A 17640-nucleotide genomic window follows, 5' to 3' on the forward strand; every position below is an offset into this window, starting at 1 on the left:
ACTAAAAATAGACAACTTACTTTTTGACAAATAGAGGTACTTATAGTACCTCTATTGTAGAGTTATAACATAAATAAGCTACACGTTCTGTGTTACTCCAACTCAAAGAACCCCCGAGAGATCAATAGAATGATACATTTTGATTGGTCAATGAATGATGCGTTTTTCTTTATGTAATATTTTCGGTAGCACATGTTGCATCACCTCCAGCACTACTAGCTACAATCTTTATAATATCAGGAGCCTTAAACAATATTATAATACCAGTCACAATAACCAATGCAATTTCCCATTTTAATTGTCCCCTGAGAGTTTGAATCCCTAGAACAATTATACTAACAATAGCTATACCGCGAGCCGTATTGCCACTAAATACTAGAATTACGTTACACAACACTTTACCTACTGGATCAGAAGCAGTGGCATAAGCATCCGATGTAATGATTAGAGCAATGCTGCAAATAGTAAACAACAAACGCCAAATAAAGTTACTATCAAATTTCTCAGAATAGGGTCTATAAATATTCATGTTTTACCTCATTAACGAATTATTAGACATGCAGCTGATTCTATATGGTAGCTTTTTATAATTCAAGAATATAATCTAAGAGTGGTAGCAATATAGTTAAATAATTGACGAGTAGTAAAGGCCTGCGTGGTGTTTTAGTCACAATTTTTACAAACCAGTTAATTTCTAGAACTTATTTTCCAAGAACATATATGAACGTGAATAAAAACAACCATACTACATCGACAAAATGCCAGTACCAAGCAGCAAATTCAAAACCTAAATGACCATTGCCTTTAACAAAATCACCTCTCCGTACTCTATAATAACAAACGGTTAAAAATATAGTACCAATTATCACGTGAACACCGTGAAAACCGGTTGCTAAATAAAAATTAGAAGAATAGATACCATCTTTAAATTTAAAAGTTGCATGATGATATTCGTAAGCTTGCATTAAACTAAAAAACACCCCCAATATTATGGTAAAGCCAAGAGCGGTTACACAATCTTTCTGGTTATTTTCCTCAAGAGCATAATGTGCCCATGTTACTGTTGTACCGGACAATAAAAGAATCAACGTATTAATGAAAGGAATATCAAATGGATCAAATGTTTGAATAGATGGTGGAGGCCATATACCAGGTTTTACCACCCATACACCATCTAACATTCCGACAGGAAAAAGACTTGCTTTAAAAAACGAGCCAAAAAATGCAGCAAAAAACATTATCTCTGATAAGATAAATAGTGCCATACCTATTCTCAAACCAATTTTTACTGGCTCAGTATGGCACTTTTCAATTAGCCCCTCTTTAATTACATCACTCCACCATGAATATAAACAAAAAATCACCGAAAAAATACCAGCCCCAAAAACATACGCACCAAACCGATATTTATGCATAAACATTATGCCACCACTGGCTAATAGCAATAAGGCAAATGAAGTTAGAATTGGCCAAGGACTTGGATCAACAAGATGAAACGGATGTTGCTTTTCTCCTAAAGAAGCAAATTTGTTATTTTTAATGGTTTCATGTAACATAATAAACTCATAAACAATTTATTGTTTGATTATTCTATGCTATCTTCTGTAAATATCAAGAACAGTCTTCTAACTACCCAACTCTTGAAATCATAGCAGTGTAATAGTATAGTTTGGCTATCATGGCTATATTAACACTCTTTGCTGTGAATCAAACTGAGGTTAGATAACATATCCCTTATCATATCTGGTAATTTTTCTACTTTACTTACATCCGTGCCACCAGCCTGGGCTATATTAGCCTGGCCACCACCGCCACTACCGCCAAGGAATATAGAAATTTCTTTAGCCAAATTACCAGCATGAACCTTATTACTGATTTTTTTACTAACCGCAACTGTAATCGATAATTTGCTAGAATTATGCCCTGCACTACCGCCAACCTCTTTAGATTTTTCCGGTATAGCTATATATATAATCACAAGACTATCAGATTTATCAGCTATTCGTTCAGCAGATAAGCGTAATATTTTACTGTCCAAATTATGTACTACCTTACAGATGAATTGTATATCAGAGATACTGACTGATTCTTTGGCAATCTGCTCAATATTCAAGTCAAGCATCGAAACCTGAAGGTCTACTAACTTATCTTCTAATTGTTTTTTACTAGCAATTAGACTATTAACTTTATCAATAATTTCATTCTTACCTATTTTTAAGGTTGAAGATATGTTTTCAATTACCGTATCATTCTGCCTGATTAATTTTAAGACAAATTCACCGCAAACAGCTTCTATTCTTCGAACGCCAGCTGCAATAGCGTTTTCGCTGGTAATTTTAAACATACCAATGTCGCCAGTTCTAGTAACGTGGGTACCACCACAGAGTTCAAGCGAATTTAGCTCAAGCGGATTTCCCATTGCTACCACCCTTACTTCAGAATCATACTTTTCGCCAAATAAAGCCATAGCCCCTGCCTTAATAGCTTCATCTGTTGACATTAATGTTGTGGTAACTTTCGAATTGTCCGTAATAATCTGATTTACTTTATCTTCTATCAAAATAATTTCTTCTGTCGTCAATGCTGCCATATGGCTAATATCAAAACGTAGACGATCATATGCTACGAGCGATCCTTTCTGCGTTACGTGTTTACCCAGTACTTGATGTAATACTGCATGTAATATATGAGTTGCAGAATGATGAATTCTTAAATTATTACGATATTTGACATCAATAGCAAAATCGGCACTATCTCCAACCTTGATGCTAGTTCCTTCCTGCAAAATGCATATATGAGCAATTATTGAACCAAGATATTTTACAGTATCTACTACTCTAATTTTACTGTTGGTAGATTTGATATAACCTATATCCCCCATCTGTCCACCAGACTCTCCATAAAAAGGAGTTTGATTACTAATTACAATAAATTTTTCTTCACTAGTTTCTATAATATCAACTAATTTATTATCTTTAATTAGAGCTAATATCTTACCTTCCGCCTCATTCAAATAATAACCCAAAAATTCGGTACTACCAAATTCTGCTTTAAGATCAAACCATATCTTATCTGTTTTAGACTCATTCGAACCTAACCAAGATTTTCTTGCCCTTTCTTTCTGCTCTCGCATCTTATCATTAAAGCCATCAAGATCAATGGAGATTTGTTTAGCTTTTAATATATCTTCAGTTAAATCAACAGGAAAACCATATGTATCATATAATTTAAATACTATTTCTCCTGATAGTTCTGAGTGTTTACTAAGATGCTGTGTTTCATCATCCAGCAGTTTCAGACCTCGTTCAAGCGTTGCTTTAAATCTTATTTCCTCCTGTTCTAGAATATTACTGGTAAAATCCTCAGCCCTCCTTAATTCAGGATAAGTTGTTCCCATAAGTTCTACTAATTTGGGAAGTAATCTATACATCAAAGGTTCACTACTACCAAGTATATGGGCATGCCTCATACTCCGACGCATAATACGCCTAAGTACATAGCCTCTGCCTTCATTTGATGGCATGATACCATCGCTAATTAAAAAAGCACAAGCACGTAAATGATCGGCAATAACTCGGTAAGAAAACTTAGCCTCTCCTTCAACTTTAACTTTTACTATATTCTTGGTATAGGCGATTATTTCCTTAAATAAATCTGTATCGTAATTATTATACACGTTTTGCATCACAGCACTAATACGCTCTAACCCCATTCCTGTATCAATAGATTTTTTAGGCAATTCAATCCTAGTATCATTATCCAATTGTTCAAATTGCATAAAGACCATGTTCCAAATCTCAATGAAGCGATCCCCATCTTGATCCTTCGTTCCTGGCAACCCACCTTTTATCTGCTCTCCATGATCATAAAAAACTTCTGAACATGGTCCACAAGGTCCAGTATCTCCCATTGACCAAAAATTATCAGTGGTTTTTATTTTAATAATTCGGTCATCGTTTAAATTAGCAATTTTTTTCCAATATGCAGCTGCTTCTTGATCAGTATGGTAAACTGTGACATATAGTTTTTCTTTAGCTATAGCAAATTCCTTGGTTAAAAGATTCCAAGCATGATATATTGCTTCTTCCTTAAAATAATCACCAAAAGAAAAATTGCCCAACATTTCAAAGAATGTATGATGTCTTGCGGTATAGCCAACATTCTCAAGATCATTATGCTTACCACCAGCCCGTAGTGATTTCTGGCTAGTAACCGCTCTTTGATAATCTCTATTTTCCTGACCAGTAAAAACATTTTTAAATTGTACCATCCCGGAATTAACAAACATTAAACTAGGATCATTATGAGGAATAAGAGAGCTAGCTGGAACATGCAGATGATTATTGGCAACAAAATAACTTATAAATTTATTTCTAATTTCTTCAGTGGTAAGTTTAGTCATAAGTAAATAATCCTTGGAAAAATATTCTGTTTTATTTTATATCACATTAATATATCTACACTAAGTGTATTAACTCATTTAATTTGCAATAAGTGTATTTTTTTTATTTTGCGTATATAGTTAACCTGATTAGCCCGGATATTGCATGATAGAAATGAACCAATTGTGCTAGCCCTTGTCTCATGAGGGCTACAGACTAAAATATATAAAATTTTAAATATACAATTTGTATTTTTGTGCAATTCTTCCAAACTCCTTATATTACAAGGGGTTCAGAGATAAATATTGATACCTTCATGCAATATCCGGGTTAGTATTAAACTAATCTATTAGACACTTATATCATAATTTAAAGATATTAAGTGTCTAATATGCCTATCGTAATTACTTAATATCACTCCTCTTTAACTTGCACACTGCGTTATTTTATATAATAATAGCATTTTTTTACTTAGTGGCAGAAATAATTTGATGTATACTTAATTTAGGTTAAATTGGATGCCCCCTGTAGATATAAGGTGTCAGCTTAAAGACAAAATGGTGTGAAAAGATGAGGAATTTAGTCGTGGTAAAGTTATGAGTAATATAGCTGAAACAGCAATGAGATTTGAAAAATTTCTAAGCAATATAAGAGAAGGTTCTAATATTAAAGAATTATTAACAAAGCATAATGATAATCTTTTAGAATTTATTGAACGACCCGATTCTATTGAGAAGATAAGTGAACTTTCTTTGGTTAAGTCTGTTATTGACGGTAAACATACCGAGCATATACAAAAAATTAATCGAATATTAGAAAGCAAAGATAAATCATTTCGAGTAAGGTCTAATGGTCAAATTATTGGTTTTGGTAAATATGAAGTACTTGATATTGGATGGGCAGAATCCCTAATTACTTTTCTAGAGAATATGAGTGATCCCGTTCCTTTTAGAGAGTCGACGACAATAATACCAATGTCAGAAAAAGCTAGAATAAGCATTTTTGGTGATTTTGGTACAGGAGATTGGGATGGTAGTATGGTCGCTTCAACTATTTCTAAAAATATTAAAAATCTTGAACCATGTTACTCTATCCATTTAGGAGATGTTTATTACACAGGAGATGCTATAGAATCAAGAAACAAATTACTATCACTATGGCCAACTGCCACGAAAGGTAATTTCACACTTAATTCTAATCATGAAATGTTTGATGGAGCAAGAGGATATTTTAATACTACTTTGGCTGATAAAATTTTTGCACAACAACAAAGTAGTTATTTTGCTTTAGAAAATAACTATTGGGTTATTGTTGGCCTTGATTCTGCATATTTCTCTGACGTAAAGGATTTGTATATGGATGGAAGATTAAATGACAGTCAAATATCATTTTTAAAGCAGATTGCTCTCAAAAATAAGAAGACCATCGTTTTAACTCATCACTGTGTTTTTGATTATGTCAATAATAATAAAATGCCTATTTGGGATCAAGTTAAGGGTGCTTTAGGTAACAATCTAAAATATTGGTATTATGGTAATCTGCATTGTGCTGCAGTTTATCAAGATATTGACAATGTAAAAGTACGCCTGTCAGGGCATGCGGCAATCCCCTATGGTAATGCTTCAGCTTTTGCTGGTAATAGTGAAGTAATTTGGCATGAAAATACTCCGGCACAGAATGATGATATAAGAGTACAAAATGGCTTTTGTCTTTTGACGTTAGATAATGAAAATATTATTGAAGAATTTTATGGAGAGGATGGAAAAGTTCATTATTCATCAATAGAGTGAATACAGGATAGCTTTAGTTATCCTGTCGTGTATTAAACTTAAAAATTTGAGAAATTGATGTATCCAACAGTAAGATTACGAAGAAATAGAAAAACTCGGTGGCTACGAGAATTAGTGGCAGAGAATAGTCTTAGCGTCAACGATTTGGTGTTAGCATTATTTGTTGTTGAAGGTGAGAATCAGCGTCAGGAGATTGCCACCATGCCTGGTATATATAGGCTGTCTATTGACCAAGTGGTATTGAAGGCTAGGCAGGCTTATGAAAATGGTATAAATGCAATAATACTATTTCCGTGTATAGACGCAAAATTAAAAAGTGAAAATGCGGATGAAGCATATAATCTAGATAATTTAATATGTAGGACTATACGAAGTATAAAAAAGGCTAACATCGATATTGGTATAATATGTGATGTTGCACTGGATCCTTATACTACGCATGCACATGATGGTATTTTACATAATGGTGATGTAGATAATGATAAAACGGTTAAAGCTTTGTGTGACCAAGCTTTAGTTTTAGCAAAAGCTGGAGTTGATATTGTAGCCCCATCTGATATGATGGATGGTAGGATTATGGCAATACGTCAAATGCTAGATTCAGAAGGATTTATTAACGTTAATATCCTATCTTATGCCGCAAAATATGCTTCAAATTTTTATTCGCCATTCAGAGATGCGGTAAGTAGTAACAAGGCCGGTTATTTAGATAAAGCGACCTATCAGATGGATGTACGAAATGCCAGAGAGGCTATGTTAGAGATAGAACATGATCTAGCTGAAGGGGCAGATATGATTATGATTAAACCTGGTATGATGTTTTTGGACATCATAGCACAGGCGGCAAGTAGCTTTAATACTAATATATTTGCCTATCAGGTAAGTGGTGAATATGCTATGTTAAGACTTGCGGCAGATGCTAATGCATTAAATTGGCAGGCGGCTTTGATAGAATCATTATTATGTTTTAAGCGTGCTGGGGCTAGTAGCATTGTTACTTATGCGGCACTGGAAGTAGCTCAGATACTAAATAAACAGTCTATCGATATTGTAAAATAAATAACTTAAAGAAGAATACAATGCAAGAGAAACGTCAAGCTAATATTATAGTGGGGATTATTATAGCAGTGGGGCTATTGATAACTATTACGTCACTTTATCTTTGGTTATCCTTTGACACACCACAAAAACCTCTTGCCGGTAAGGGGGGAGGATATAATGATGATGTGCAAATTGGTGGAAAGTTTGAGCTAACTGATCAAGATGATAAGATTTTCAATAGCGATAATTTAAAAGGAAAGTTGAGTTTAATTTATTTTGGTTTCACTTATTGCCCTGATATTTGTCCTACTTCTTTGCAAAAAATAACGGAGGTCATTAACACTCTTGATAAATATAAAATTGATGTTGAATTTGTTTTTGTTACTGTCGATCCCAAACGTGATAGTTCGGATATTCTTAAGGAATATTTAAAGCATTTTAACCCTAAATTTATTGGTTTAACAGGTAGTGAGCAACAGATTAAAGAAGTAGCTGATAAGTTTAAAGTATATTATGCCAAAATAGACAATAATAGTGAAGATTATATGTTAGATCACTCTTCTTTTGTTTATTTAATGGATAGACAGGGAAAGTACGTAAAGCATTTCTACTTAGATAATTCAGCTCAAGAGATTGTAGAATTTATTAGAATAATGGAACAAAACCCAAAAAAATATTAAGATGAATTATTTATTAGTTGTGTATCTATTTGCCTTTTTAGCTCTTGGTTTATTATTGGCAACAAGTTGGTTAGGTTATAATAAGGTTAAAGTTAGGTTAATTAATGCAAAAAAGGGTAAGAAATAGATTAAAAATTATATTATTTTACCTATTATGCAGTACCGGGGGAATATATATGATATTATATAATCTTGAGGATAATATAGTATTTTTTTATCCTCCATCAAAAATTAACGAGTTAAAACTTGGCAAAGAATTTAGGGTAGGGGGGTTAGTTAAAATAGGTTCAATTAAAAAAATTACTGCCGATAAGGTGAATTTTGTCATTACTGATGATATTAAAGACCTGGAGATATCTTACCAAGGAGTTTTACCGGCTTTGTTTCGTGAGAAGCAAGGAATAGTAGCGGTGGGGAAGATATCAGGTAGCCTATTCATAGCTCGTGAGTTATTGACTAAACATGATGAGAATTATTCTCCAGCTAACTAGTCTTTCCGTCAAAAAAGCTAAGAATTAATAATAAATTAACAAAAATTTCTGTATAAAATTTAGCAGTTTAGGATTTTTGATGTAAATTTTTGGTATAAAAAGATGATTTTTAGAGAATTTTCGCATAAAGATTTGTTAACGATTTTGTAATCGTTTTGTCAACTATCTTTATTTGCTAGCCTGAATATTGCATGAGAAGAGATTTAAGGTATGGTTGTATGAATTTTTAATTTTCAAAATTCATACAACCATACCTTAAATCTCTTCTCATGCAATATTCAGGCTAGAGGGGTTTTGGGCTTAATGAGGTCAAATAAAACAATATTGCAGCAGTATTTGAAACATTTAGGCTTTCTACCTTACTGGAAATTGGTATTTTAACTAGGTAATCGCATGTTTCTTTAACTAGTCGTCTGATTCCTTTATCTTCAGAGCCAAGTATTATTGCCATTTTATCTGAAAATATTTTGGTATTTAAGGATTGCGTTGCGTTACCATCAAGACCTATAATCCAAAATCCATGTTTTTTTAGATATTCTATTGACCATCTTAAATTAGTGACCTTAACCATTTGTACTAGTTCTAAAGCTCCAGAAGCTGTTTTTGCTATAGTAGCATTTTCATCTGGGGCATTATCAGTAGGTAATATTATGGCTGTGATACCAAAAGAAGCCGCGCTACGAATAATAGCACCAATATTTTGTGGATCGGTTACTTGATCTAAAATAGCAACTTTACAATTAGCAGTAGTTATGTCAATATCTTCAATACGATTAGAGAAAATGTTTTTAACGTTAGCGGCTATTCCTTGATGATTATGACTTGAGCCAAGAAGACGTGTTAAGGAGTCTGTATTGGTAATCTCATATGGATAATTAGATATTAAATTTTTGTTCAAATTAAAAATATCTTTTGTACATAAAACTCTTTGAATATGACGTTTGGGGTTACTTAGTGCTGCAAATACTGGATGTTTGCCATATATGTAGTAGAAATCTTTGGAAATCTTAGATTTATTTCTCATCTTATTAGAACCTATAGTAATTTATTCTTGACACAAACTACTATTTATTATAGAAAGTTACAACTAGATAAACGTTCTAAATTGTTGTAAATATTTAATAGAAATTATTTGTATAGTGTTTAGCTATACTTTTGTTATTTATTGATTTGCGTCAAGTATATATAAGTTTAAGTATTAGCTTATTTAGAGCACTCAAGGAAAGAGCGAAGAAGATTTATTGGCACTTACACTAATTTATATTGCGTTTTACGTTTGATTAGATTATTTAATACTTGCGTAAATTCTTTGGAGGAGTGGCCGAGTGGTCAATGGCAGCAGACTGTAAATCTGCCCGCGTGAGCGTACGAAGGTTCGAATCCTTCTTCCTCCACCACAAATTGGTTAGGCGAAATACGCGGGTGTAGCTCAATGGTAGAGCTCCAGCCTTCCAAGCTGGCCACGTGGGTTCGATTCCCATCACCCGCTCCAAAACTATTGGTGATAATTGGAAATGGGATAAATTTGTTATTTTTATTGTTAAATTTGTATTAAATCTTAAATTGTGGAGAATGAATTATGGCAAAGGTAAAATTTGAGAGAGATCTGCCCCATTGTAATGTGGGTACCATAGGACACGTAGATCATGGAAAAACTTCTTTAACAGCTGCGATAACTTTAGTATTGTCAAAAGAAGGTGGTGCGAAGGCTACTAACTATGATGAAATTGATGCTGCTCCTGAGGAAAAGGAAAGGGGTATAACTATTGCTACTGCTCACGTTGAATATAGAACTAAAAGAAGGCATTATGCTCACATTGATTGTCCTGGTCACGCAGATTATATAAAGAATATGATAAGTGGTGCAGCTCAAATGGATGCTGGAATATTGGTAGTATCTGCTTGTGATGGTCCAATGCCTCAAACAAGGGAGCATATACTGTTGGCTAAGCAAGTTGGTGTGCCAACAATGGTTGTCTTTTTGAACAAAGTTGATATGGTTGATGATCCAGAGTTAGTCGACTTAGTGGAAATGGAAGTCAGAGAGCTTCTTTCAATGTACGGTTTTCCTGGAGATGAGATACCAGTGATTAGGGGTTCTGCTTTGCAGGCTTTAGAAGGAAAGCCTGAAGGAGAAGCTGCAGTTAGAAAATTAATGGATGCTATTGATGAATATGTACCGCAACCTGAGAGACATACAGATAAACCATTCTTAATGTCAATAGAAGATGTATTTTCTATTTCTGGAAGAGGTACGGTTGTTACTGGTAAGATTGAGAAAGGGATAATAAAAGTTGGTGAAGAGGTGGAAATTGTCGGTATAAGAGATACCCAAAAAACTACTTGTACTGGTGTAGAAATGTTTAAGAAGCTATTGGATCAAGGTGAAGCTGGTGACAATGTCGGTATATTGCTACGTGGAACTAAAAGAGAAGATGTGTGCAGAGGGCAAGTATTAGCTAAGCCTGGGAGTATAACTCCGCATACTGAATTTGAAGCTGAGGTTTACGTGCGTACCACCAAAGAAGGGGGGCGTCATACAGCGTTTACAGATAAATATCGTCCACAGTTTTATTTTAGAACTACTGACGTGACTGGAGAAATTACTTTGAAAGATGGTAAAACAATGATTATGCCTGGTGATAATGCGAATCTGAATATTGCATTGATTTCTCCGATAGCTATGGAAGAAGGTATGCGTTTTGCTATACGTGAGGGTGGTAAAACAGTAGGGGCTGGTGTAGTATCAAAGATTATAAAATAACATAGAAATAATCATCCTGAAATAGTTTAGGATGATTATGGCTAGGCAAAGTACTTTTAATTAGGATTATTCAAATTGTTCTTATAAAGAATCTAAGTAAATCTGTTAAAAGTGTTTTGGGTAGTCGGGCTGTTTATAAAAAGGTTTAGTTAATGAAAAATAATCAAAAAATTAAAATTCGTCTAAAGTCATTTGATCACCGTTCTCTTGAACAAGGTACTAGAGAGATAGTGGGTGCTGTTAAAAGAACTGGTGCCGATATAATTGGTCCAATTCCGCTTCCAAGGACAATTGAAAGATTTACTGTTAATAGGTCTCCACATGTCAATAAAAAATCAAGGGAGCAATTTGAGATTAGAATTCAGAAAAGGCTTTTAATAATAAGTTATCCAACTCCTCAGACTGTCGATGCTTTAAAGAAAGTTGATTTGCCTGCTGGTGTTGATGTTGAGATTAAGTTAGAGAGTATTGAGTGATGAGAACCGGTTTAATCGCTAAAAAAATTGGTATGAGTTCGATTTTTAATGAAAAGGGAGAGAGAACTACCGTTACTTTTCTACAAGTTGAAGATTGTCAAGTAGTTGGACAAAAGACCCAAGAAAAGGATGGTTATAATGCTTTGGTTGTTGGGGTGAAGGATAAGAAATTATCTAAAGTAACAAAGCCAATGAGGCAAGTATTTGCTAATGCTAATGTTGCACCAAAGGAGAAATTGAAGGAATTTAGAATTTCGGTTTCTTCTTTCCTTGATGTAGGTTATGCGTTACATGTCGATCATTTTATTGTTGGGCAGTTTATAGATGTTGTAGGTACTACTATTGGTAAAGGTTTTGCTGGTAGTATGAAGAGGCATAATTTTAGAGGGCTTGAGGCTTCGCATGGTGTGTCTGTGTCGCACCGTTCGCATGGTTCTACTGGTGGTAGACAAGATCCTGGTAAAGTATTTAAGAATAAGAAAATGGCTGGTCATATGGGGAGTACAAGAGTTACTATTCAGAACTTGAAAATAGTCGATACTGATATAGAAAAAGGTATAATCATGGTTAGTGGTAATGTTCCAGGCTCGAAAGGAGCTTATGTCTATATTAAAGATGCCATTAAGAAAACCATTACAGCTGCAGGATGAACTATATGAAAGCTAAACTATTAAATCTTGAAAATGAAGTTGTTGGTGAGGTTGATTTAGATAATGAAATATTTGCCATAGACTTTGTTAGACAAGATATTATCAAGCTTGTTGTTGATTGGCAAAGAGCAAAAGCTATGGCTGGTACACATCAAACGAAGACAGTGTCGCAAGTATCTGGTACTACAAAGAAACCTTTTAAGCAAAAAGGTACTGGTAATGCAAGGCAAGGGTCCTTAAGGTCTGTCCAAATGAGGGGGGGTGGGGTTTCTCACGGTCCAGTACCAAGGAGTCATGCTACGAAATTACCAAAAAAAGTTAGAAAACTTGGTTTAAAACATGCATTGTCAGAAAAATTGATTGAAGGAAAATTGTTAATAGTAGATTCTTTAAAATTAGATGAGTCAAAAACTTCTAATCTTGCAAAATTATTAAATAATTTTCATGGTAAGAGTTATTTTATTGTTAGTGGTAATGAAGTTGATACTAATTTTTCTTTGGCAGTACAAAATATTCCTAACACTATTTCGATGCCGCAAATTGGTACAAATGTTTATGATATAATACGCCATGATTATGTTTTGTTATCAAGAGAAGCTGTAGATGCTTTAGAAAAGAGGTTGAAGTGAAATCTTATAAACATTATGATCTTATTAGGAATCCTGTGATTACTGAGAAGAGCAATATTTTATCCGAACAAAATAAGTTTACTTTTCATGTTGCTGATGGTGCTGAGAAAAATTCTATCAAGATGGCTATTGAGAAAATTTTTGAGATTAAGGTTAAGAAAGTTAACATTATGAATGTAAAAGGTAAGAAAAAAAGATTTAAGGGTATCAATGGTAGGCAATCAGATAAAAAGAAAGCTATTGTGACGCTAGAGAAAGATTATACTATTGATTTTACTGGGGGGATAAAATAAGATGGCTTTAAAAAAGTTTAATCCAGTTACTCCGTCTCTTAGAGAATTAATACAGGTTGATAAATCTGATCTTTGGAAGGGCAAACCTCATAAACCTTTAACTAAAGGTTTATGTAAGACTGGTGGTAGAAATAATCTTGGTAGAACCACTTCTTGGCATAGAGGAGGGGGACATAAAAGGCTTTATCGTATAATTGATTTTAAAAGAAGTAAACAGGAGATATTTGCTACTGTTGAAAGAATAGAGTATGATCCTAATAGAACTTCCTTCATTGCTTTGATTAAGTTTGATGATGGTGAGTACTCTTATATTATAGCACCACAAAAGCTTGTTGTGGGAGATAGAATAGTGTCAAGTGATAGTGCTGACATAAAAGTTGGAAATTGTTTATCTTTGAAGTCCATCCCTATTGGTACTAATTTGCATAATGTAGAAATGAAAATTGGCAAAGGTGGTCAGATTGCAAGATCTGCTGGGACTTCGGTTAATTTAGTAGGTAAGGATTCGGGGTATGCACAAATCAAGCTTCGATCTGGAGAATTTAGGCTGGTGCCGTTAGATTGTAAAGCTACGGTAGGTGTTGTCTCAAATCCTGATCAAAAAAATACAAATTTAGGTAAGGCGGGAAGAAATAGATGGTTAGGTTGGAGACCGCATGTTCGTGGTGTTGCAATGAACCCAGTTGATCACCCACATGGTGGTGGAGAAGGTAAAACTTCTGGTGGTCGTCATCCTGTGACTCCATGGGGCTTCCCAACTAAGGGTAAGAAAACCCGTAAGAATAAGTCTACATCAAAGTTTATTATTAAGAGAAGAAAATAATTAGGTAGTAATTATGGCACGTTCAGTTTGGAAAGGACCTTTTGTAGATGGTTATCTGATAAAAAAAGTACAAAAATTGATTGAGTCAGGTAAATCAGAAATGATCCAGACTTGGTCTAGAAGGTCAACAATTTTACCATTTTTTGTTGGAGTAACATTTGCTGTACATAATGGAAATAAATTTATACCTGTTACTGTGAGTGAAGAAATGGTTGGTAAAAAATTAGGTGAATTTTCTCCGACTAGAACTTTCCATGGTCATGGTGCAGATAAAAAAGTTAAGAGAAAATAAATATGGTAAAGGTGAATAAAGGTTCGACTACAGCAATTGCTAAGTCTCTTAGAGTGAGTCCAAGGAAATTGAATTTGGTCGCAACTTCTATTAGGAATATGAAAGTATCGGAGGCTATGGTTCAGCTTACCTTTTCCCCGAAAAGAATTGCTGAAGATGTAAAAAAATGTTTACAGTCTGCTGTTGCTAATGCTGAGAACAACTTTGGTTTAGATATTGATACGTTGTTTGTTACTTCTGCAACGGTAGGTAAGGCATTGGTGATGAAAAGAATTATGCCAAGAGCTAAAGGAAGAGCAACAAGGATTAACAAATTTTTTAGTAATTTATATATTACAGTTACTGAAGTTGAGGGGAAGTAAAATATGGGGCAAAAAGTTAATCCGCATGGCTTTAGAGTTGGACCAACATTAATTAAAGGTTGGGACTCGGTGTTATATGCTGAAAAACACTATAAAGTTCTTTTTATCCAAGATTTAGAGGTTAGAAATCTGATTAATAGAAACTATGTGCAAGCACAAGTTAGTAGAGTGTTAATAGAGAGACCTTCTAATAAAAATGTTATAATTAATATTTTTGCTAAAAAGCCTGGAGTTATTATAGGTAAAAGTGGTAACGACATTGATAAATTAAAAAAACATGTCCAGAAAATTACCGGCTTAGAAGAAATATATATTAACATACATGAAGTAAAGAAACCTAATATAGACGCTACTATTATTGCTCAAACGATTGCCGTACAGCTTGAAAAAAGAGTATCTTTTAGAAAAGCCATGAAAACTGCTATCCAAGCTTGCTTTAAGCAAGGAGGTTTAGGTATAAAAGTGGCTTGTTCTGGACGTTTGGCTGGAGCTGAAATAGCAAGAACAGAGTGGTATAGAGAAGGTAGAGTGCCTTTGCATACTTTAAGGGCTAATATTGACTATGCGACTGCTGAAGCTATGACAACTTATGGAGTTATAGGTATAAAGATTTGGGTCTATAGGGGTGATCATGTGGAAAATAGAAAGAAACATAATTAATTTTGAAGTAAGATAATGTTAGCTCCAAAAAAACAAAAATTTAGAAAAGCACATAAGGGGCGAGTCTCCTCAAAGGCGAAATCTGGTACTATGCTGGCTTTTGGTTCCTTTGGCTTGAAATCGTTAGATGGTTTAAGGGTTACTGCAAGGCAAATAGAGGCAGCAAGAAAGGCGGCTGTTCGTTGTATGAAAAGGCAGGGTAGACTATGGATTAAGATTTTTCCTGATTTGCCTGTATCAAAAAAGCCTGCGGAAGTTAGAATGGGTAAGGGGAAAGGATCTACTGAATTTTTTGCAGTAAGGGTATCACCTGGCAGAATTATGTTTGAAATTGAAGGGGTTACAGATGATGTAGCTACTAGGGCTCTTGAACTTGCTAGTGCAAAGTTGCCTGTAAGAACAAAGATAGTGAGGCGTTATGAATAATTTGAGGTTATCTACAAAGGAATTAGTTGGACAGACTGTGGAAGAACTTCACAAAAAGAGAATTTTGTTTAAAAAAGAACTTTTTAATTTAAGATTTCAAAGAACGTTAGGTGAATTAGAAAATACTAGTAGGTTTTCTTTTGTAAAAAAAACAATAGCTCGTATTAATACAGAGTTAACCATAAGATCAAAAACTGGAGAATAGAGAAATGCCGAGAAGAGTGTTACAGGGCGTTGTTGTAAGTTCAAAAACTGATAAGACTATTACAGTTAAAGTAGAACGTAGGTTTAAGCACCCTATGTATAAAAAAATTGTGAAAGTTTCTAAAAAATACGCCGCTCATGATCCAGAGAATACATATAAAGATGGTGATAAGGTTAGTATAGTTGAAAGTCGTCCTATATCTAAGACTAAGTCGTGGGTAGTATTAGGGAATATGAAGGTATCGATTCAATGATAGATTTACCGTGCAGCTTTTTTGTGTGTTTCGGTTCTTTCTTAGTGGAAATGTTGCATTTACTTATTAAAAAAGTATACTCAAGTATAAGCTGGAGAATAGTGAGTTTTATTCTTTGACTTTGTTGTTTAGATTGTTTATTTTGTTGCGTTATTAAATTCTTAAGTGGAAGTATAGTTATGATTCAGATGCAGAGCATCTTAAATGTTGCAGATAATTCTGGTGCTAAAAAGGTTATGTGTATTAAAGTGCTTGGTGGTTCCCATCACATGATAGCAAATCTTGCGGATGTAATTGTGGTATCTATAAAAGAAGCGTTGCCAAATGGTAAAGTAAAAAAGGGTGATGTGCATAGAGCTCTACTTGTCAGAACAAAAAAAGGTGTTAGAAGAGCGGATGGTAGTACAATTAAGTTTGATTCCAATGCGGTGGTACTTTTAAACAAGCAGGGAGAGCCAATAGGTACAAGGGTTTTTGGTCCTGTAACTAGAGAATTAAGGACAAAAAGATTCGTTAAGATTATGTCGCTGGCAGAAGAGGTATTGTAATGATTAAGTTAAAGATCAAGAAAGGTGATGAAGTTATTGTTATTACCGGAAAAAATAAGGGAAAAAGGGGTAAAGTATTAAAAGTTTTCCCAGAGCAGAATAGAGCTATTGTCTCAGGTGTGAATATTGCTCGCAAGCATGTTAAGCCAAGTAAAACAAGTGAAGGTGGCATAGTGTCAAAGGAATTATCAATAGATATTTCCAATGTTGCTCATATAGATCCTAAGACAGGTAACCCTACAAAAATTGCTTTTAAATTTTTAGAAGATGGTTCTAAAGTAAGAGTAGCTAAAAAATCTGGTGAAATTATCAGTAAGGAAGGTAAATAATGTTGTTCAGGTTTAAAGATTTATATGGTAAAGAGATTGTACCAAGTTTACAGAAAAAGTTTGCCTATGATAATAAACATCAGATACCTAAGGTTATAAAAATTGTTGTTAATATGGGAGTTGGTGAAACGGTTGCTGATTCTAAGATAATTAATAATGCTGTCAATGATCTAACTTTAATTTCAGGGCAAAAGCCTTTAATAACTGAGGCCAAGAAGTCTATTGCTACTTTTAAACTTCGTGAAGGTATGAAAGTTGGTTGTAAAGTTACTTTGCGTAAAGATAGAATGTATGATTTTCTTGAGAGGTTAGTGCTTGTTGCTCTACCGCGTATAAAAGAGTTTAGAGGTTTCTCAAGTAAAAGTTTTGATGGTAGGGGTAATTTTACTTTTGGTGTAAAAGAACAGATTGTTTTCCCAGAAATTAATTACGACAAGATAGATGTAATTCGTGGTATGGATATCACGATTGTTACAAGTGCTACAAATAATGAAGAAGGTAAATTACTACTTTCAGGCTTTAATTTGCCTTTTTATAATTAATTTT

Annotated in this window: 24 protein-coding genes and 2 tRNA genes; 22 read left to right on the forward strand and 4 right to left on the reverse strand. The window is 34.0% G+C overall.

What is annotated here, in order from left to right:
* Nucleotides 1–169 precede the first annotated feature (169 nt).
* The 3 genes from AAGD39_RS04355 to alaS all read right to left on the reverse strand — a co-directional run bounded on the left by AAGD39_RS04355 (nucleotide 170) and on the right by alaS (nucleotide 4402).
* A complete protein-coding gene (locus AAGD39_RS04355; protein WP_341756185.1) occupies nucleotides 170–529 on the reverse strand; it encodes a TrbC/VirB2 family protein in 360 nt (119 codons plus the stop codon).
* Nucleotides 530–701: 172 nt separating this feature from the next.
* Nucleotides 702–1556: a cytochrome c oxidase subunit 3 gene (locus AAGD39_RS04360; RefSeq protein WP_341756186.1), complete on the reverse strand. Its 855-nt coding sequence runs from the start codon at nucleotides 1554–1556 to the stop codon at nucleotides 702–704.
* A gap of 131 nt (nucleotides 1557–1687) precedes the next feature.
* Nucleotides 1688–4402, reverse strand: coding sequence for an alanine--tRNA ligase (gene alaS, locus AAGD39_RS04365; protein WP_341756187.1), 2715 nt, complete (start codon nucleotides 4400–4402; stop codon nucleotides 1688–1690).
* A 576-nt stretch (nucleotides 4403–4978) separates the two neighbouring features.
* On the opposite strand from alaS, the gene AAGD39_RS04370 reads away from it, so the two are divergent.
* The 5 genes from AAGD39_RS04370 to ccmE are packed head-to-tail and all read left to right on the forward strand — an operon-like array spanning nucleotide 4979 to nucleotide 8384.
* Nucleotides 4979–6172: a hypothetical protein gene (locus AAGD39_RS04370; protein WP_341756188.1), complete on the forward strand. Its 1194-nt coding sequence runs from the start codon at nucleotides 4979–4981 to the stop codon at nucleotides 6170–6172.
* A 57-nt stretch (nucleotides 6173–6229) separates the two neighbouring features.
* A complete protein-coding gene (gene hemB / locus AAGD39_RS04375; RefSeq protein ID WP_341756189.1) occupies nucleotides 6230–7231 on the forward strand; it encodes a porphobilinogen synthase in 1002 nt (333 codons plus the stop codon).
* A 20-nt stretch (nucleotides 7232–7251) separates the two neighbouring features.
* A complete protein-coding gene (locus tag AAGD39_RS04380) occupies nucleotides 7252–7893 on the forward strand; it encodes an SCO family protein (RefSeq protein WP_341756190.1) in 642 nt (213 codons plus the stop codon).
* Between the two features lies 1 nt (nucleotide 7894).
* Nucleotides 7895–8020, forward strand: a complete 126-nt coding sequence (locus AAGD39_RS04385) for a hypothetical protein (RefSeq protein WP_341756191.1) — start codon at nucleotides 7895–7897, stop codon at nucleotides 8018–8020.
* Entirely contained in the window at nucleotides 7998–8384 is a 387-nt protein-coding gene (gene ccmE / locus AAGD39_RS04390; RefSeq protein ID WP_341756192.1) for a cytochrome c maturation protein CcmE, read from the forward strand. Before AAGD39_RS04385 ends, ccmE begins: the two co-directional genes overlap by 23 nt.
* 283 nt (nucleotides 8385–8667) lie before the next feature.
* On the opposite strand, the gene rlmB is transcribed toward ccmE, so the two are convergent.
* Entirely contained in the window at nucleotides 8668–9408 is a 741-nt protein-coding gene (gene rlmB / locus AAGD39_RS04395; RefSeq protein ID WP_341756193.1) for a 23S rRNA (guanosine(2251)-2'-O)-methyltransferase RlmB, read from the reverse strand.
* A gap of 287 nt (nucleotides 9409–9695) precedes the next feature.
* Between rlmB and AAGD39_RS04400 the strand changes: the two genes are divergently transcribed.
* From AAGD39_RS04400 to rplE, 17 genes are all read left to right on the forward strand, one after another.
* Nucleotides 9696–9781: transfer RNA gene (locus AAGD39_RS04400), tRNA-Tyr, on the forward strand.
* A 21-nt stretch (nucleotides 9782–9802) separates the two neighbouring features.
* Nucleotides 9803–9876: transfer RNA gene (locus AAGD39_RS04405), tRNA-Gly, on the forward strand.
* An 87-nt stretch (nucleotides 9877–9963) separates the two neighbouring features.
* On the forward strand, nucleotides 9964–11148 hold the full coding sequence (gene tuf, locus AAGD39_RS04410; RefSeq protein WP_341756194.1) for an elongation factor Tu: 1185 nt from the start codon (nucleotides 9964–9966) through the stop codon (nucleotides 11146–11148).
* 152 nt (nucleotides 11149–11300) lie between these two features.
* Nucleotides 11301–11624, forward strand: coding sequence for a 30S ribosomal protein S10 (gene rpsJ / locus AAGD39_RS04415; protein WP_094648885.1), 324 nt, complete (start codon nucleotides 11301–11303; stop codon nucleotides 11622–11624).
* The gene (rplC, locus tag AAGD39_RS04420; protein ID WP_341756195.1) at nucleotides 11624–12274 is read left to right on the forward strand and encodes a 50S ribosomal protein L3; all 651 of its coding nucleotides are present in this window, start codon (nucleotides 11624–11626) and stop codon (nucleotides 12272–12274) included. The genes rpsJ and rplC overlap by 1 nt, the downstream gene beginning before the upstream one ends.
* A gap of 5 nt (nucleotides 12275–12279) precedes the next feature.
* Nucleotides 12280–12903 carry a 50S ribosomal protein L4 gene (gene rplD, locus AAGD39_RS04425; protein WP_341756196.1) on the forward strand — a complete coding sequence of 208 codons (624 nt, stop codon included), beginning with the start codon at nucleotides 12280–12282 and terminating at the stop codon, nucleotides 12901–12903.
* Nucleotides 12900–13196, forward strand: coding sequence for a 50S ribosomal protein L23 (locus AAGD39_RS04430; RefSeq protein WP_341756197.1), 297 nt, complete (start codon nucleotides 12900–12902; stop codon nucleotides 13194–13196). Before rplD ends, AAGD39_RS04430 begins: the two co-directional genes overlap by 4 nt.
* A gap of 1 nt (nucleotide 13197) precedes the next feature.
* Nucleotides 13198–14019, forward strand: a complete 822-nt coding sequence (gene rplB / locus AAGD39_RS04435; RefSeq protein ID WP_341756198.1) for a 50S ribosomal protein L2 — start codon at nucleotides 13198–13200, stop codon at nucleotides 14017–14019.
* Between the two features lie 13 nt (nucleotides 14020–14032).
* The gene (gene rpsS, locus AAGD39_RS04440) at nucleotides 14033–14311 is read left to right on the forward strand and encodes a 30S ribosomal protein S19 (protein ID WP_094648890.1); all 279 of its coding nucleotides are present in this window, start codon (nucleotides 14033–14035) and stop codon (nucleotides 14309–14311) included.
* Between the two features lie 2 nt (nucleotides 14312–14313).
* The gene (rplV, locus tag AAGD39_RS04445) at nucleotides 14314–14673 is read left to right on the forward strand and encodes a 50S ribosomal protein L22 (RefSeq protein WP_341756199.1); all 360 of its coding nucleotides are present in this window, start codon (nucleotides 14314–14316) and stop codon (nucleotides 14671–14673) included.
* A 3-nt stretch (nucleotides 14674–14676) separates the two neighbouring features.
* Nucleotides 14677–15333 carry a 30S ribosomal protein S3 gene (rpsC, locus tag AAGD39_RS04450; protein ID WP_341756200.1) on the forward strand — a complete coding sequence of 219 codons (657 nt, stop codon included), beginning with the start codon at nucleotides 14677–14679 and terminating at the stop codon, nucleotides 15331–15333.
* Nucleotides 15334–15348: 15 nt separating this feature from the next.
* A complete protein-coding gene (rplP, locus tag AAGD39_RS04455) occupies nucleotides 15349–15759 on the forward strand; it encodes a 50S ribosomal protein L16 (protein ID WP_341756201.1) in 411 nt (136 codons plus the stop codon).
* Nucleotides 15752–15964: a 50S ribosomal protein L29 gene (rpmC, locus tag AAGD39_RS04460; protein ID WP_341756202.1), complete on the forward strand. Its 213-nt coding sequence runs from the start codon at nucleotides 15752–15754 to the stop codon at nucleotides 15962–15964. Before rplP ends, rpmC begins: the two co-directional genes overlap by 8 nt.
* A gap of 4 nt (nucleotides 15965–15968) precedes the next feature.
* Entirely contained in the window at nucleotides 15969–16217 is a 249-nt protein-coding gene (gene rpsQ / locus AAGD39_RS04465; RefSeq protein WP_341756203.1) for a 30S ribosomal protein S17, read from the forward strand.
* A gap of 179 nt (nucleotides 16218–16396) precedes the next feature.
* Nucleotides 16397–16765 carry a 50S ribosomal protein L14 gene (gene rplN / locus AAGD39_RS04470; protein ID WP_341756204.1) on the forward strand — a complete coding sequence of 123 codons (369 nt, stop codon included), beginning with the start codon at nucleotides 16397–16399 and terminating at the stop codon, nucleotides 16763–16765.
* Entirely contained in the window at nucleotides 16765–17094 is a 330-nt protein-coding gene (rplX, locus tag AAGD39_RS04475) for a 50S ribosomal protein L24 (RefSeq protein WP_341756205.1), read from the forward strand. The genes rplN and rplX overlap by 1 nt, the downstream gene beginning before the upstream one ends.
* Nucleotides 17095–17096: 2 nt before the next feature.
* Entirely contained in the window at nucleotides 17097–17636 is a 540-nt protein-coding gene (gene rplE / locus AAGD39_RS04480; protein ID WP_375319540.1) for a 50S ribosomal protein L5, read from the forward strand.
* Nucleotides 17637–17640 lie beyond the last annotated feature (4 nt).

The organism is Candidatus Tisiphia endosymbiont of Nemotelus nigrinus, assembly GCF_964026475.1.
Lineage (GTDB): Bacteria > Pseudomonadota > Alphaproteobacteria > Rickettsiales > Rickettsiaceae > Tisiphia.

Bases quoted from the DNA above. Each gene is read 5' to 3' on its own strand.
- rplB (WP_341756198.1), top strand. From the start codon at position 13,198: ATGGCTTTAAAAAAGTTTAATCCAGTTACTCCGTCTCTTAGAGAATTA.
- rplD (WP_341756196.1), top strand. From the start codon at position 12,280: ATGAAAGCTAAACTATTAAATCTTGAAAATGAAGTTGTTGGTGAGGTT.
- AAGD39_RS04380 (WP_341756190.1), top strand. From the start codon at position 7,252: ATGCAAGAGAAACGTCAAGCTAATATTATAGTGGGGATTATTATAGCA.
- hemB (WP_341756189.1), top strand. From the start codon at position 6,230: ATGTATCCAACAGTAAGATTACGAAGAAATAGAAAAACTCGGTGGCTA.
- rpsQ (WP_341756203.1), top strand. From the start codon at position 15,969: ATGCCGAGAAGAGTGTTACAGGGCGTTGTTGTAAGTTCAAAAACTGAT.
- rplN (WP_341756204.1), top strand. From the start codon at position 16,397: ATGATTCAGATGCAGAGCATCTTAAATGTTGCAGATAATTCTGGTGCT.
- rplC (WP_341756195.1), top strand. From the start codon at position 11,624: ATGAGAACCGGTTTAATCGCTAAAAAAATTGGTATGAGTTCGATTTTT.
- AAGD39_RS04360 (WP_341756186.1), bottom strand. From the start codon at position 1,556: ATGTTACATGAAACCATTAAAAATAACAAATTTGCTTCTTTAGGAGAA.
- AAGD39_RS04355 (WP_341756185.1), bottom strand. From the start codon at position 529: ATGAATATTTATAGACCCTATTCTGAGAAATTTGATAGTAACTTTATT.
- rpsC (WP_341756200.1), top strand. From the start codon at position 14,677: ATGGGGCAAAAAGTTAATCCGCATGGCTTTAGAGTTGGACCAACATTA.
- tuf (WP_341756194.1), top strand. From the start codon at position 9,964: ATGGCAAAGGTAAAATTTGAGAGAGATCTGCCCCATTGTAATGTGGGT.
- rplX (WP_341756205.1), top strand. From the start codon at position 16,765: ATGATTAAGTTAAAGATCAAGAAAGGTGATGAAGTTATTGTTATTACC.
- rpsJ (WP_094648885.1), top strand. From the start codon at position 11,301: ATGAAAAATAATCAAAAAATTAAAATTCGTCTAAAGTCATTTGATCAC.
- AAGD39_RS04385 (WP_341756191.1), top strand. From the start codon at position 7,895: ATGAATTATTTATTAGTTGTGTATCTATTTGCCTTTTTAGCTCTTGGT.
- AAGD39_RS04370 (WP_341756188.1), top strand. From the start codon at position 4,979: ATGAGTAATATAGCTGAAACAGCAATGAGATTTGAAAAATTTCTAAGC.
- rpsS (WP_094648890.1), top strand. From the start codon at position 14,033: ATGGCACGTTCAGTTTGGAAAGGACCTTTTGTAGATGGTTATCTGATA.
- rpmC (WP_341756202.1), top strand. From the start codon at position 15,752: ATGAATAATTTGAGGTTATCTACAAAGGAATTAGTTGGACAGACTGTG.
- rplV (WP_341756199.1), top strand. From the start codon at position 14,314: ATGGTAAAGGTGAATAAAGGTTCGACTACAGCAATTGCTAAGTCTCTT.
- ccmE (WP_341756192.1), top strand. From the start codon at position 7,998: ATGCAAAAAAGGGTAAGAAATAGATTAAAAATTATATTATTTTACCTA.
- alaS (WP_341756187.1), bottom strand. From the start codon at position 4,402: ATGACTAAACTTACCACTGAAGAAATTAGAAATAAATTTATAAGTTAT.
- rlmB (WP_341756193.1), bottom strand. From the start codon at position 9,408: ATGAGAAATAAATCTAAGATTTCCAAAGATTTCTACTACATATATGGC.
- rplP (WP_341756201.1), top strand. From the start codon at position 15,349: ATGTTAGCTCCAAAAAAACAAAAATTTAGAAAAGCACATAAGGGGCGA.